This is a genomic window from Nocardiopsis trehalosi NBRC 14201 (assembly GCF_001552555.1).
Classification (GTDB): Bacteria; Actinomycetota; Actinomycetes; order Streptosporangiales; family Streptosporangiaceae; genus Nocardiopsis_B; species Nocardiopsis_B trehalosi.
On sequence record NZ_BCRK01000030.1, the window covers coordinates 1 to 13,144 of the forward strand.

Consider the following 13,144-nt stretch of genomic DNA (forward strand, 5'->3'; position numbering starts at 1 on the left):
CCACCAGCCGCACGCCCGCCGAGGTGCGGACCGGCCCGGCGGCGGGTCCGGCGAGGCGGACCCGGTAGCCGGCGCGGTCCGCGGTCTCGCGGTCGGCCAGCGCGAACACCTCGGCCGGGCCGGTGACGTCGAGGAGGTCGACGTCGGGGAAGACCGCGATGACGACACGGTGCGGAAGGGGCATGCCCCCATCCTCACCGCCCCGGGCCGTGACCGCAATGACGGGTCGCTGTCACATCCGGACATCCGGACCGGTCCTGCGGTGGCCCCGCCCCCGCCCCGGGGCGGGGGCGGTGTCAGCCGGGCGGTCCGTCGCCCAGGTCCAGCAGGCCGCGCCGGAAGCCCGCCGCGACGGCGGCGGCCCGGTCGTTGACCCCGAGCTTGGCGTAGATGTGCAGCACGTGCGTCTTGACCGTGGCCTCGCTGATGAACAGGTGGGCCGCCGCCTCCCGGTTGGTGGAGCCGGCGGCGATGAGCCGGAGGATCTCCAGCTCCCGGTCGCTCAGGGGTGCGGCGGGCGCGCGCACCCGGCCGACCAGCCGGGTCGCCGCCAACGGGGAGAGCACGGTCTCGCCGCGCGCGGCCAGGCGGACGGCGCGCGTCAGCTCCTCCGGTGGGGCGTCCTTGAGGAGGTAGCCGGTGGCCCCGGCCTCGATGGCGGGGGCGACGTCGCTGTCGGTGGCGTAGGTGGTGAGGACCAGGACGCGCGTCGGGAGCCCCAGGCGGACCAGCTCGCGGATGGCCTCCAGACCGCCCGTCCCCGGCATGCGCAGGTCCATGAGGACCACATCGGGCTCCAGCGACCGCGCGAGTTCGACGGCGCGGGCACCGTCGCCGGCCTCCCCGACCACCGTGAGCCCCGGTTCTCCGGCGAACATGCCGCGCAGGCCGTCCCGGACCACGGGGTGGTCGTCGGCGATCAGCACGCGCACGGGGGCGTCACCCACCTCGGGCCCCCTTCGGAACGGCCGGTACCGCGACGGAGACGGCCGTCCCGGAGCCGGGCGCGGACTCGATCTCCAGCGTGCCCGCCAACCGGGCCACCCGCTGCCGCATCGACGTCAGGCCGAACCCGCCGTCCGCGCCGTCGCCGCCGGGCGGGCGGGCGGTGTCCGGGGACGGGTCGAAGCCCGCGCCGTCGTCGCGCACGTCCAGCACGATGAGGTCCTCCATGTACGACAGTGTCACCCCCGCCCGCGTGGCCCCGGCGTGCCGGGCGACGTTGGACAGGGACTCCTGGGCGGTGCGGAGCAGGGCGGCCTCGACCTCCGCGTGCAGGGGGCGGACCGGTCCGGTCGCGGTGAAGTCGGCGCGCACGCCGGTGAGCCGGGACCATTCGGCGGTGAGGCCGGCCAGGGCGTCGGACAGCGGAGCGGCCTCCAGGGGGGCCGGGCCCAGCGCGTGGACGGACCGGCGCGCCTCCGCCAGGTTCTCGCGGGCCAACCGGACGGCGTCGGCGACCCGGAGCCGCCACTCGGCCCCGGGCCCCTCCGCCGGCGCGGCGTCCGCGGCCCGTTGGGCCGCCTGGAGCTGGGTGATGATGCCGATGAAGCCCTGGGCCAGGGTGTCGTGGATCTCGCGGGCCATGCGTTCGCGTTCGTCGTGGGTGCCGGCCTCGCGGGCCTGGACCAGCAGTTGGGCGTGGAGGCCCTCGTTCTCGCGGATGGTCTCGCGCAGCCGCCGGACCACGCGCCCGCGCTCGTCACTGCGCTCCTCGGTGACCTCGCCGAGGTGGCTGAACACCGCGACCAGGACGACCAGGCAGGCGACGAAGACCAGGTACAGCAGGATCGACGCGGGGGTGGGGTCGGGGGGCCCGCCCATGTAGCCGGTGACGTTGACGGCGGCGGTGGCGGTCACCCCCGCGAACCGCCACCGGCCCCGGAGGAGCTGCCAGGAGTACACGTAGCCGGCGAAGCCGAAGAAGCCGGCGAACCAGACGCTCCGGGCGCCGAGCACGGCGATCATCACGATCAGCGCGGCGACGAGGCCGGCCGTGAGCCCCGGGCGGGAGGCGCGGTCGAGCTTGAGGCCGGCCATCGTCCACATGAGGGCCGCCGTGGCGGCCACCAGGCCGAGCGTCCCCGGAGACCGCGCCGCGGGCAGGTCGCGGGTGACCAGGGCCAGGACGGTGGACGCGGCCAGGAGGAAGAAGGGGACGGAGGCCGTGAGGCGGCGCAGCCGCTCCGCCCGCAGGTCGAGGTCGCGCTCCGGCGCCGTCTCCATCTTCACTCCCAGCGAAAGGACCTGGCCGCGACGAGGCCGCCGACCACGGCGTAGACCGCCAGGGTGACCAGGGGCGCCGGCGCGAGGGCCGCGCCGATCCAAGCGTCGTGGAGGCCCTGCCGCAGCGCGCCGAACGGGGTGTACCCGCCGACGAGCACCAGGATATCGGGCATCCGGTCGGCGGGCTGCATGAGTCCGCCCAGGTAGGCCAGCGGGAAGAAGAGCAGCACGCCGAGACCGTTGGCGGACCGCCCGTTGGGGGCGAGCGCCGCGATGAGCAGCCCGATGGAGAACACCGCGGCCGTGCCGAGCAGGGCCGCCGTGAGGAATTCCAGGGGCCCGGGGGCGCGGGCTCCGAGGAGACCGATCCCGATCGCGAGCAGCAGGGCGACCGCGAGCACGGCGAGGGCCAGCTGGAGCAGGAGCTGCACGGTGAGCAGGTTGGCGGGGCGGACCGGGGTGACCGAGAGCCGGCGCAGGATGCCCCGCTCCCGGTAGGTGGCGAGGGTCGTGGGCAGCAGGTACAGGCCGACCAGGCCGATCGCCATGGTGACCGCCATCGGCAGCAGGACGGTGTCCCCCTCGGTGATCGCGCTCCCGAAGACCACCAGGATGAACAGGGGGATGGCCAGGGCGAACACGGCGCCGGGTTCGCGCACCAGCAGCTTCGTCTCGACGGTGGTGAGCTTGGCGAGGGTTCTCACGGGGTTCTTCCGTTCTGGTGGTGGTGGGGGGTCCGGGGGCCCGGTCAGACCTGGAGGGAGCGGCCGGTCAGGGCGATGTAGGCGTCGTCCAGGGTGCGCTTGTCGATGCGGAGGTCGCGGACGGGGACGCCCTCGCGGGCCAGGGCGGCGGTGACGGTGGTGGCGAACTCGCCCCGGCCGGCGACGGCCACCAGGTCCCCGGTGCGGGACACCGAGGCCACGCCGTCGAGGTCCCCGAGCAGGCGGGACGGGTCGGTGGCGTCCCCCGCCATGAGGCGGAAGCTCATCCGGTACTCGGCGTCGGCGCCGTCGATCAGGCCCGCCGGGCTGTCGAGGGCGACGACGCCGCCCCGGTCCAGGACCGCGACCCGGTCGCACAGCTCCTCGACCTCGTCCATGAAGTGGCTGACCAGGACCACGGTCACGCCCTCGGCGCGGACCCGCTTGACCAGCTCCCAGGTGGCCCGGCGGGCCTGGGGGTCGAGCCCGGTGGTGAGTTCGTCGAGGAACGCGACCTTGGGGTCCCCGACCAGGGCCAGGGCGATGAACAGGCGCTGCTTCTGGCCGCCGGACAGCTTCGCGAACCGCGCGTCGCGCTTGTCCGCGAGGCCCCACTGCTCCAGCAGTGCCCGCCAGTCGCGGGGCCGGTCGTAGAACGAGGCGTAGAGGTCGAGCGCCTCCCACACCTTGAGGTTCTCGGGCAGGTGCGTGTGCTGGAGCTGGACGCCGATGTGCTCCCGCAGCTCCGCGCCCTGGCGGAACGGGTCGAGGCCGAGCACCCGCACCGACCCGGAGTCGGGCCGGCGCAGGCCCTCCACGCATTCGACGGTGGTGGTCTTGCCCGCCCCGTTGGGGCCGAGGATCCCGAAGACCTCCCCCTCCTCCACGGAGAAGGAGACGCGGTCCAGGACCGCCTGGGTGCCGTACCTCTTGCCGAGCTCTGTGACCTCGATGATCGCCATGCCCACCAGCCTGGCCGACCGGGGCCGGGGGCGGATCGCCCGTCCGGCCCCGGTTCCCGGCGGATCGGGTGGACCCCCGGCATCCACCGAACGGTGGATGCCCCCGCGCACCGGGCCCGGTGGTTCAGGGGCGGGCGTAGGCGGGGGTCATGGTGGCGGCGGCGGCCAGGTGCGGAGCGGCGGCGTCGCGGTCGCCGCGGCGCTCCAGGGTGCGGCCGAGGAGCAGCCGGGCGTAGGAGTCGTCGGGGAAGTCGGCCACCAGTCCGCGCAGCGCCGCCTCGGCCCGGCCGAGCTGGGCCGAGGCGTAGTAGGCGCGGGCCGCCAGCGTGCGCACCCCGCGGTCGCCGCCGTGCTCGGCCAGCAGCGGGCCGAGCAGGACGAGCGCGCCCAGGGGGTCGCGCCGGTCCAGCAGCGCCTCGGCGTGCCGCAGGCGCTCGACCTCGCGGGGCGGGCGCGGGCGCGGGTCGCGGACGGCGTCGCGCAGGAACGCCAGGATGACCTCGGGCGGCTGGGCCCCGGCCAGGGCCCGGCCGCCCACGACGATGGTCGGCGAGGTCGCCACCCCCATGGCCGCGCCGGTGAGCAGCCGTTCGCGGACCTCGGCGTGGCCGCCTCCGGCGGCGAGCAGGTCGGCGGCGCCGGCGAACCCGGCCGCCTCCGCCGCGTCGGCGAGCACGTCGGGGCGGCTGATGTCGCGGGCGGCCACGAAGTGCGCGTGCAGCACCTCCTCGACGACGGCGTCCTGCAGCGGGGCGCCGCCGTGCGCGCGGGCCAGCGCGATGAGGCGGTGGGCGTCGTGGCTGCTCGCGTGCCAGGCGGCGCCCCAGCGGGGGCCGAGCCCCTCGTCGGCGGCGATGCGCGAGACCCGCGCCCGGTTCTCGGCCGGGGTGAGGGCGGGGGCGCAGGAGCGCAGGGCGGTGTCGACCTCGGGGTCGCGCAGGACGGCGTCGAGCGGGACGCCGGGGGCGGGCGCGGTGGGGTCGAGCCGGTAGGGGTACCAGACGACCTCGGTGGGCACGCCGCCGTCGGCGGCGGCCAGGGCGCGCTCCAGCCGCCGCTTGCCGATGTAGGCCCACGGGCAGACGACGTCGGCCCAGATCTCGATGTGCATGCCGGAACGCTAAACGACGAGTGTCGTCTAGTCAACACATGTCGTTTAAGCGACTCCCGTCGTATACTCCGGCGGGTGAACCCGATCGATCCGCGCGCCCGGCGCACCCGCGACCGCCTGCGCGCCGCCGTCCGCGAACTCGCCGCCGACCACGACCCGGCCGCCATCTCCATGGGCGCGATCGCCCGGCACGCCGACGTCAACCGCGCCACCGTCTACGCCCACCACTCCGACGTCGACTCCCTGGTGGCCGACGCCCTGGACGACACGATCGCGCACGTCGCCCGCGCCGCCGCCCTGTGCCCGCTCGACGCCCCGCGCGACCGGCCGCCCGCCCCGCTGGTCGAGCTGTTCACCCGGGTGGGCGCCGACGCGGTCCTGGTCGCCCGGGTCCTGGGGCCGCACGGCAGCCCGCGCGCGGCCGCCGAACTGCGGGAGCGCACCGCCGCGGCCCTGGCCGAGCGCTTCGCCGCCGGCGCCCGGCCCGCCGGAACCGCCGGCGTCGACCCCGAGGTCCACGCGGCCTACCTCGCGGGCGCCCTGACCGGGGTGCTCGCCCACTGGACGGCCGGCGGGCCGGCGGTGCCGGCCGAGGACGCCGCCCTCGCCTTCTGGCGGCTGCTGCGGGCCGGGCCGGGGGACTGAGCCGCCGGGCCGCGCCACGTGCCGCGACCACCGGCGGGCGGGGTTCACCCGATGCCGGGCAGTGTGCCGACGACCACCGTCGCCCCCCGGTCGTCGTCGGCGGCCACCTCGGCGCGCAGCCCGGCCCGCTCCACGGCCGCCGCGGTGCGCGCCGCCTGGTGGCGGCCGGTCTCCACCAGCAGGTGGCCGCCCGGCGCCAGCCAGCGGGGCGCCGCGGCGGCCACGCGCCGCTGCACGTCGAGCCCGTCGGGGCCGCCGTCGAGCGCGGCGCGCGGCTCGTGGTCGCGGGCCTCGGGCGGCAGCAGGCCCAGTTCCCCGGTCGGCACATAGGGCGCGTTGGCGGCGAGCACGTCGACGCGTCCGCGCAGCCCGGCGGGCAGGGGGGCGTCCAGGTCGCCCTCGTACACGCGTCCCCCGACCGGGGCGAGGTTGCGCCGGGCGCACCGCACCGCGGCGGGGGAGACGTCGGCCGCGTGCACCTCCAGGCCGGGGACGGCGGCGGCCACCGCCGCCGCCGCGGCGCCCGCGCCGCAGCACAGTTCGAGCAGTACCGCGCCGGGCCGGGCGAGGGCGATCGCCCGCTCGGCCAGGAACTCGGAGCGGCGGCGGGGGACGAACACCCCGGGGCCGACCGCGACGCGCAGGCCGAGGAAGCCGGCCCAGCCCAGGACGTGTTCGAGCGGCCGTCCCGCGACGCGGCGCGCGACCAGGGCGGCCAGGTGTACGGGGTCGGCGGCGGCATCGAGCAGCAGGCGGGCCTCGTCCTCGGCGAAGACGCAGCCGGCGGCGCGCAGTTCGGCGGCGACGTCGGCGGGGGCGGGAAGAGCGGAGCGGGGAGGGGTCATGCGGGGGCCTTTCGGGTCACCGCCGGGCGCTCCGCGACCCTCTACGCCGGGCGGAGGGCCCGACCGCGGGGTGCGAGCACCCGGTCTCTGCGGAAGGAAACGGGACTCACCTCCTCGGCCGGCTCCGGTACGTACCGGCCCGAACCTACCACCGGCCCCGTGCCGACCGCTGCCGCGTGCCCGGACGCGGCCCCGCTGCGCCCGGTCGGCCCCCGTGCCTGCGGCGTGCGCCGGGGCGTGCAGGACGGGCGCCGGGGTCAGGCGTCGACGGGGTGCCAGGCGGGGCGTCCGGCGCCGTCGGGCCGGACCCGACCGAACACCACGTCGGCGAAGTGGATGCCGAAGCCGATCGTGTCCGGGGCCGCGAGTTCGGCGACGAGCCGGCGGCGGGCGTCGGCGGACCGCCCCGTGTCGTGGTCGGGGGCCGCCGACCACTCCGGGTGGCCGACCTGGATCGGCGAGTGGAGGGCGTCGCCGAAGGCGACCAGCCGGCGCCCGCCCCCGGTGATGACGTAGGCGGTGTGGCCCGGGGTGTGGCCGGGGGCGAATCGGACGGTGACGCCGGGGAAGACCTCTTGACCGTCCTCGACCGTGCGGACCCGCGGGGCCAGCTCCGCGAGCGCGTCGGGGCCGGTGCCGTGGGCCTCAAGCAGGTCCCGCCGGGACCACTCGGGCTCGGCCACGAGGTAGGGCGCCTCCGCGAACAGGGGGCCGCCACCGGGTGCGGGGTGCCGGGCCCAGCCGATGTGGTCGACGTGCAGGTGGGTGAAGGCCACGGCCTCGATCCCGGCCGGTGGGCGGCCGATGCGGGCCAGGTTGGCCGGGAGCGCCCCGCCGTGGATCGGCCCGTGGGGGTCGCCCGGCCGGTGGGGGAGCGACACCGGGCCGAAGCCCGCGTCGATGAGCAGCGCGCGGTCGCCCGACTCCACCAGCAGTCCCCCGATGCCGGCCGCGAGTCCGCCGGTGCCGTCCAGGTACTCGGCGTGCTCCCGCCACGTCGCCTCGCTCGTGGCGGGGAGCCAGTCGTGCGGCGAGAGCCGGACCGCGCCGTCGGGCACGTAGGTGACGGTGATCGGGCCGAGGGTGAGCGAGCGGATCACCGACGGGCGGCGGAGCCGTTCGGCGTACTGCGACGGTGCGGTCTTCATGGCGGGCGGTCCTCTCCGCGGGTGGGTGCGCCCGGCGGCGGGCCGGCGCTCGGATGGCGCGGCCACCATAAGACACAAGCTGACACTATTCAAATTGAAAATATTTCGGTTGCATGCTCTTGGTAGGATGGCCGGCATGACGGACGCGGAGTCGCACGCCATCGCCGAACGGGAGCTGTGCGGACTGGTCAACGGGATGGCCCAGCGGATCGCGGAGCATGTCCGCCGGCGGGCGGTCGTCCTCGGGCTTACCGCGCCCCAGGCGACGGCCCTGCGCGAGCTGACCGGACCGATGACCATGCGGGAGCTGGCCGGGCGCATGAGCTGCGAGCCCTCCAACGCCACCTTCATCGTCGACCGGCTGGAGGGGCGGGGCCTCGTCGAGCGGCGCCCCCACCCCACCGACCGCCGCGCCCGGCAGCTGGTGCTCACCGGGCCGGGCACCGAGCTGCGCGAGCGGCTGCTGGAGCTCCTCACCGAGGACTCCCCGCTGGCGGGGCTCTCCACCGCCGAGCAGCGGACCCTCCACCGCCTCCTGGAGCGCGCCGTCACCCGCCCCTGAGGCGGCCGCCACCCGGCGGCGCGGACCGCCCGCGGCGGGCTCAGCCGTCCGCCGGGGCCGGGGTGGAGACGTCCAGGGCGGTGCCGTAGAGGCGGGTGGCGCGCAGCCGCACGACGACGCGGTGCTCGGCGACGGCCTCCTCCAGGAAGGCGGCCTCCTCGGCGGGGTCGGTGAAGGGCGGCACCAGGGAGAGCAGTTCACGCCCGACCGCGTCGCCGGGTGTGGTGGTGGGGGCCGAGACCTCCGCCTCGCCCTCGGCGACGGCGAACGACCACACGTCGGGGCCGCCGACGTGCAGGGCGGCGTGCGGGTCGCGGGCGAGCATCCGGGGCTTGGCGCGCTCGGCGGTGGTGGAGACGCGGGCGACGCGCTCCTCGGGGTCCCAGGAGTAGAGGACCGTGGTCAGGTGCGGGTGCCCGCTGCGGCGGACCGCGGCCAGCGTGCCGAAGGTGCCCGCCGCCAGCAGCCGGGAGACCTCCTCGGCGTCGAGGGGGCGCGGCGCGGGGCGCTCGGGGTCGGTCTCGTCGGCCGCGGTGGTGGGCGTGGTGGTCATGGTGTCCTCCGGATCGGTGGTGCGGATGGCGGGTGGCGCGGATCGACTGCGGTCAGGAGCGGGGGGCGCGCGGCGCCGTCGGAAGGGTCAGGGCGACGGCGATCGCGGCGGTGATGAGCACGGCCCCGGCGCCGAACGCCAGCGTGTAGCCCTCGGCCAGCGCCGCGGCGCGCTCGGCGCCGGCGGCGAGCAGGGTTTCGGTGCGCGTCGCCGCCAGGGTGGTCAGCGCGGCGGCGCCGAGCGCGCTGCCGACCTGCTGGGTGGTGGTGAAGACGCCGGACGCGGTGCCGGCGTCGTCGGGACCGGCGCCGGACATCGCGAGCCCGGTCAGGGCGGGCAGGGCCAGGCCGAACCCGGCGGACAGCGGCAGCAGCGGGAGCACCCCGGTGGCGAAGTCGGCGTCGGCGGGGAGCCGGGCGAGCAGGGTCAGCAGCACCGCGAGCAGGACCAGTCCGGTCAGCAGCACCGCGCGCTCCCCGAACCGGCCGATGAGCCGCGCGGAGAGGCCGAGGGAGGTGGCGCCGATGGCGAGCGCGGCGGGCAGCATGGCCAGCCCGGAGCCGCCCGCCCCGTAGCCCAGGACGTTCTGCAGGTACAGGGCGAGCACGATCTGGAAGGCGTACAGCGCGGCCACCATCAGCAGCTGGACGGCGTTGGCGCCCGCCGCGGCGCGGGAGCGCAGGACGCGCGGCGGCACCAGCGGGGTGCGGGCGGTGGCCTGGCGGACGCCGAACCCGGTGAGCAGGACGGCGCCGCCCGCTCCGGCGGCGAGGGTCGGCGCGCCGGTCCAGCCGTGCTCGGCGACGCCCACGACGGCGAGGATGGCGAGCACCAGGCCGCCGGTGGCCAGCGCCGCGCCGAGCAGGTCGGCGCCGCCGGACAGGCCCGGCCCCCGGTCGCGCGGCAGGGAGGGCAGGGCGAGGGCGAGCACCAGTAGGCCGATCGGCAGGTTGATCAGGAAGATCCAGTGCCAGGACAGGGCGTCGGTGAGGACGCCGCCGGCGACCTGGCCGATGGACGCCCCGGCGGCGCCGGTGAAGCCGAGGACGGCGAGCGCCGTGGCGCGTTCCCGGGGGGCGGTGAACAGGGTGACGAGGATGCCGAGCCCCACGGCCGCCGACATCGCGGCGCCGACCCCCTGGAGGAAGCGGGCGGCGATGAGGACGGCGGCGCTTCCGGCCGCCCCGGCCAGGAGGGAGGCGGCGGTGAAGACGGCCAGCCCGGCGAGGAAGAGGCGGGTGCGGCCGAGCAGGTCGCCGAGGCGCCCGGCGAGCAGCAGCAGGCTGCCGAAGGCGATCAGGTAGGCGTTGACCACCCAGCTGGTCCCGGCCGGGGTGAAGCCGAGGTCGTGCTGGACGGCGGGCAGGGCCACGGTCACGATGCTGCCGTCGAGGATCAGCATGAGCGAGGCCGAGGCCACCGCGACGAGGGCGGTCCAGCGCGAGCGCAGCGGGGACGGCGGGGCGCTGGGGCGCACGGGGGCGGAGGGGGTCGTCATTGGGGTTCTCCCGATCGAGTGGGCGACGGGAAGAACCGTAGCATATTGATTTGTAGTAGACGATATTTTTCGGAACTACTTTTCCCGCTGGCGCGCCCGCCGCACCGGCGCGTCCGCCGGGGTCGCGAGATGGCCCTCCGCCAGGCCGGCCAGGGCGCGCACCAGCACGGCGCGATCGCCCTCGGGCACCGCCTCCAGCACCTCGCGGTGGACCCGGTCGACGATCTCCCGGCTGCGCTCGGCCGTCCGCGCCCCGGCCTCGGTCACCGCGATGACGCGGGCCCGCCGGTCGGTGGAGGAGGGGCGGCGCTCGGCCAGGCCGGCCTTCTCCAGGGCGTCGACGGTGACCACCATCGTGGTCTTGTCCATGTCGCCGATCTCGGCGAGCTGGGCCTGGGTGCGCTCCTCCTCCACGGCGTGGACGAGGACGCAGTGCATCCGCGCGGTCAGGTCGATCTCGGCCAGGGCCGCGGCCATGCGGGTGCGCAGCACGTGGCCGGTGTGATCGAGGAGGTAGGAGAGGTCGGGGACGTCCGTGGAGGAGGCCATGGTGGTCATCCCCCCACCCTAGCAACCCGTTCCGTGGCGGATCTTCTGGCGCAGCACCATCTCCGCCGCCCGGCGTCCCGGCAGGCCGCCCGGGAGGGCGGCCCGCGGTTCGAGGCGGCGCACCGGGTCCCGGTCAGGGCCTCCCGGCATCGGGTGCCGAAGCGGGGCGGGGCCGGCGGCTCAGCGGCGGTTGATGACGCGGGCGGCCCCGGCGGCGATCGTGGTGGCCAGCACCCACCCCGCGGCGACGAGCGCGTAGGACAGCCACTGGTAGGCGCCGGCCGGGTTGAACGCGCGCTCCTGGCCGAGGTCGGCGATCGGGACCATCAGGTCGAGCGTGTAGACGACCGCGTTGAAGTGCGGCGCCTCATCGGCCTTCAGCGGCTCCGGGGGGTGGGCCCCGTAGACGGCGCTCCCCGCCGCCAGCAGCAGCGCCAGCCAGACGAACGCCCGCCACGGCTGGTACCCGTACCCGGTCGTGACGTCCTGCATTCGGCCCCAGAGCCGCAGCAGAGGGGGCTCACCGGCGATCCGCCGGCGCTCCTTCGCGCGCAGCACCACCCGCGCGTCGGTGTGCAGGCCCAGCGCCGTGTAGTTGGCGGCGAGCTGCTCGTAGGGCTGCGGGTCGAAGCCGTCGCCGCCGGTCAGCCGGGCCAGCCGCCGCCGGGCGGGCAGCGTGGGCTCCAGCGCCTGGTAGGTGAGGCCGCCGGCCTCCAGCGTCGCCTCGTGCCGGTCCGGATCGTCGCGCAGCACGCCGATCAGCGCGTGCGCGAGCACGATCCGACCGCGGATCGGCGCGGCGGGCGCCAGCGTCAGCTCGTCGGCCGTCAGCCGCTGGGCGTCCAGGGCGACGCCGTCGTCCACCGACAGCCGCAGCCCCGTGAGGTCGACGTGCCGGCCGACGCGCATGCCGTACAGCCGGACCTCGCCCTCGGCCACGAGGCCGTGGGCGATGAGGTCGGAGCCGATCTCGGTACCGGAGGCGCGCAGCGCCGGGCCGCCCGCGCCGTGCAGCCGGGCGTCGCTCACCACCAACCGGACGCCGATCCGGGTCGCGCGGATCATGACCTCGCCCTCCGCCCGCAGCCCGCGCAGCGAGACGAGGCCGAGGTCGGCGTGGTCGGCGGCCAGGGAGCGGCGGGTGCCGGGGGCGGACAGCTCGGCGCCGTCCAGGGTGACCTGCCCGGTGACCCGGGTGTTGCGCATGCTCACCTCGCCCGCCACCACCCGCAGGCCGGCCGCGTCGACCAGGTCGCACGCCGCCGAGTCCAGGTTCAGGGCGACGCCGCCGGGATGGTGCAGCCGGGCGCCGTCCAGGGTGAGGTTGCCGCGGATCTGCGCGCCGACGAGCCGGACCCCGCCCTCGGCGCGGAACCCGCGCCCGCAGAACAGCCCGCCGCCCACGGTCGCGCCGCCCGCGTTGAGCGCGTCGCGCCCCCGCGCGTCCAGCCGCGCGCCCGCGAACGACGCGATGCCGACGCGCGCGTCGCGCAGCAGCACCGCACCGGTGGCCTCGATGTCGACGGCGTGCAGCCGACCGTCGATCGCGGCGTCGTCGCACCGCAGGGCGGCCTTCCCGTCGGGGTTGCGGAACCGTCCGCCGACCAGGTCGAGGTCGGCGCCGACGCGGCCGCCGCGCAGGGTGAACTCGCCGTCGACCGTGATGCCGTCGGCGTTGAGCGTGCCCTGCACCTCGATGTTGCGCGCGTCGACCCCCCGCACGGTGACGCCGGTCAGCCGGACCTCGCTCTCCAGGCGGGCGTGGTCCAGCCGCAGCCGGCCGCCGATCGACGACCCCTCCAGGGAGAGCAGGCCGCTCGCCCGGAGCCGGGAGGCCTTGACCGCCGGGAGCCGGCTGTGCGTGATGCGCAGGGTGCGCAGGCTCGCCTCGGCGAGGCTGACCGCCTCCTCGAAGACGCAGCCGCCGCAGTCCAGCATGGCCTCGAAGGCCGCGCCGTCCAGGTCGAGCCGCCCGGTGATCCGGGCGCCGCGGACGCGGACGGCCGGGAAGGAGCCGGGCTCGGGGTCGACGGCGCCGAGCAGCAGCGCCGCGATGACCCCGGCGCGCACGGCCTCGCCGTTGTCGAAGGTGATGATCTCGCCGCTGGGGTGGGCGTCCCACAGCCGACGCTCGGCGTCGGTCAGGTCATGTCGTCGCATCGCACCCTTCAGACGCGGCCCGGCCCCGGACGGTTCTCCGCACCTCCGCCCGAGCCTCCACGCGGCCGGACGTCCGGGTGCGGCGGAGCCTTCCGCCGCACCCGGCGGCGTGGTCAGGGACTCCGCCGCGCCCGAGCGCGTACACACCCCCTGCGTCCCGGTGGCCCCCAGCGGGGCGGCC

At 76.7% G+C, this 13,144-nt stretch carries 13 protein-coding genes and 1 pseudogene; 2 read left to right on the plus strand and 12 right to left on the minus strand.

The window, feature by feature from the left end; translation table 11 throughout:
- The 6 genes and pseudogenes from NT8_RS08115 to NT8_RS08140 form a co-directional block, all read right to left on the minus strand.
- Positions 1 to 184, minus strand: a pseudogene (locus NT8_RS08115) (AraC family transcriptional regulator); the annotation flags it as partial.
- A gap of 112 nt (positions 185 to 296) precedes the next feature.
- On the minus strand, positions 297 to 947 hold the full coding sequence (locus NT8_RS08120; RefSeq protein ID WP_067965906.1) for a response regulator: 651 nt from the start codon (positions 945 to 947) through the stop codon (positions 297 to 299).
- Complete coding sequence (locus NT8_RS08125; protein ID WP_067965908.1) at positions 940 to 2,226, minus strand: sensor histidine kinase; 1,287 nt, start codon at positions 2,224 to 2,226, stop codon at positions 940 to 942. Before NT8_RS08125 ends, NT8_RS08120 begins: the two co-directional genes overlap by 8 nt.
- Positions 2,227 to 2,228: 2 nt before the next feature.
- Positions 2,229 to 2,930, minus strand: a complete 702-nt coding sequence (locus NT8_RS08130) for an ABC transporter permease (RefSeq protein ID WP_067965909.1) — start codon at positions 2,928 to 2,930, stop codon at positions 2,229 to 2,231.
- Positions 2,931 to 2,974: 44 nt separating this feature from the next.
- Complete coding sequence (locus NT8_RS08135) at positions 2,975 to 3,892, minus strand: ABC transporter ATP-binding protein (protein WP_067965911.1); 918 nt, start codon at positions 3,890 to 3,892, stop codon at positions 2,975 to 2,977.
- A 124-nt stretch (positions 3,893 to 4,016) separates the two neighbouring features.
- Positions 4,017 to 5,003: a DsbA family oxidoreductase gene (locus NT8_RS08140; protein ID WP_067965914.1), complete on the minus strand. Its 987-nt coding sequence runs from the start codon at positions 5,001 to 5,003 to the stop codon at positions 4,017 to 4,019.
- A 75-nt stretch (positions 5,004 to 5,078) separates the two neighbouring features.
- On the opposite strand from NT8_RS08140, the gene NT8_RS08145 reads away from it, so the two are divergent.
- Positions 5,079 to 5,648, plus strand: coding sequence for a TetR/AcrR family transcriptional regulator (locus tag NT8_RS08145; RefSeq protein ID WP_067965916.1), 570 nt, complete (start codon positions 5,079 to 5,081; stop codon positions 5,646 to 5,648).
- 44 nt (positions 5,649 to 5,692) lie between these two features.
- Here the strand turns inward: NT8_RS08145 and NT8_RS08150 are convergent, their stop codons facing one another.
- Both NT8_RS08150 and NT8_RS08155 read right to left on the minus strand, forming a co-directional pair.
- Entirely contained in the window at positions 5,693 to 6,493 is an 801-nt protein-coding gene (locus NT8_RS08150; RefSeq protein ID WP_067965919.1) for a putative protein N(5)-glutamine methyltransferase, read from the minus strand.
- A 257-nt stretch (positions 6,494 to 6,750) separates the two neighbouring features.
- Positions 6,751 to 7,641, minus strand: coding sequence for an MBL fold metallo-hydrolase (locus tag NT8_RS08155; RefSeq protein ID WP_067965921.1), 891 nt, complete (start codon positions 7,639 to 7,641; stop codon positions 6,751 to 6,753).
- 136 nt (positions 7,642 to 7,777) lie between these two features.
- Between NT8_RS08155 and NT8_RS08160 the strand changes: the two genes are divergently transcribed.
- Positions 7,778 to 8,203 carry a MarR family winged helix-turn-helix transcriptional regulator gene (locus tag NT8_RS08160; RefSeq protein WP_067965923.1) on the plus strand — a complete coding sequence of 142 codons (426 nt, stop codon included), beginning with the start codon at positions 7,778 to 7,780 and terminating at the stop codon, positions 8,201 to 8,203.
- 40 nt (positions 8,204 to 8,243) lie between these two features.
- Here NT8_RS08160 and NT8_RS08165 read toward each other — a convergent pair whose 3' ends face one another.
- The 4 genes from NT8_RS08165 to NT8_RS08180 all read right to left on the minus strand — a co-directional run bounded on the left by NT8_RS08165 (position 8,244) and on the right by NT8_RS08180 (position 12,963).
- Complete coding sequence (locus tag NT8_RS08165) at positions 8,244 to 8,756, minus strand: TIGR03618 family F420-dependent PPOX class oxidoreductase (protein ID WP_067965924.1); 513 nt, start codon at positions 8,754 to 8,756, stop codon at positions 8,244 to 8,246.
- A 52-nt stretch (positions 8,757 to 8,808) separates the two neighbouring features.
- Complete coding sequence (locus NT8_RS08170) at positions 8,809 to 10,254, minus strand: MFS transporter (RefSeq protein ID WP_067965926.1); 1,446 nt, start codon at positions 10,252 to 10,254, stop codon at positions 8,809 to 8,811.
- Between the two features lie 75 nt (positions 10,255 to 10,329).
- Entirely contained in the window at positions 10,330 to 10,812 is a 483-nt protein-coding gene (locus tag NT8_RS08175; RefSeq protein WP_067965928.1) for a MarR family winged helix-turn-helix transcriptional regulator, read from the minus strand.
- Between the two features lie 171 nt (positions 10,813 to 10,983).
- Positions 10,984 to 12,963 (minus strand): hypothetical protein, encoded by a 1,980-nt coding sequence (locus tag NT8_RS08180; RefSeq protein WP_067965930.1) that lies wholly within the window; start codon positions 12,961 to 12,963, stop codon positions 10,984 to 10,986.
- Between the last annotated feature and the right edge of the window lie 181 nt (positions 12,964 to 13,144).

What these genes read in the sequence shown, in the direction of transcription:
- NT8_RS08140 (WP_067965914.1), bottom strand. Translation starts at nt 5,003, where the DNA reads ATGCACATCGAGATCTGGGCCGACGTCGTCTGCCCGTGGGCCTACATC.
- NT8_RS08125 (WP_067965908.1), bottom strand. Translation starts at nt 2,226, where the DNA reads ATGGAGACGGCGCCGGAGCGCGACCTCGACCTGCGGGCGGAGCGGCTG.
- NT8_RS08165 (WP_067965924.1), bottom strand. Translation starts at nt 8,756, where the DNA reads ATGACCACCACGCCCACCACCGCGGCCGACGAGACCGACCCCGAGCGC.
- NT8_RS08180 (WP_067965930.1), bottom strand. Translation starts at nt 12,963, where the DNA reads ATGCGACGACATGACCTGACCGACGCCGAGCGTCGGCTGTGGGACGCC.
- NT8_RS08160 (WP_067965923.1), top strand. Translation starts at nt 7,778, where the DNA reads ATGACGGACGCGGAGTCGCACGCCATCGCCGAACGGGAGCTGTGCGGA.
- NT8_RS08170 (WP_067965926.1), bottom strand. Translation starts at nt 10,254, where the DNA reads ATGACGACCCCCTCCGCCCCCGTGCGCCCCAGCGCCCCGCCGTCCCCG.
- NT8_RS08175 (WP_067965928.1), bottom strand. Translation starts at nt 10,812, where the DNA reads ATGACCACCATGGCCTCCTCCACGGACGTCCCCGACCTCTCCTACCTC.
- NT8_RS08155 (WP_067965921.1), bottom strand. Translation starts at nt 7,641, where the DNA reads ATGAAGACCGCACCGTCGCAGTACGCCGAACGGCTCCGCCGCCCGTCG.
- NT8_RS08150 (WP_067965919.1), bottom strand. Translation starts at nt 6,493, where the DNA reads ATGACCCCTCCCCGCTCCGCTCTTCCCGCCCCCGCCGACGTCGCCGCC.
- NT8_RS08135 (WP_067965911.1), bottom strand. Translation starts at nt 3,892, where the DNA reads ATGGCGATCATCGAGGTCACAGAGCTCGGCAAGAGGTACGGCACCCAG.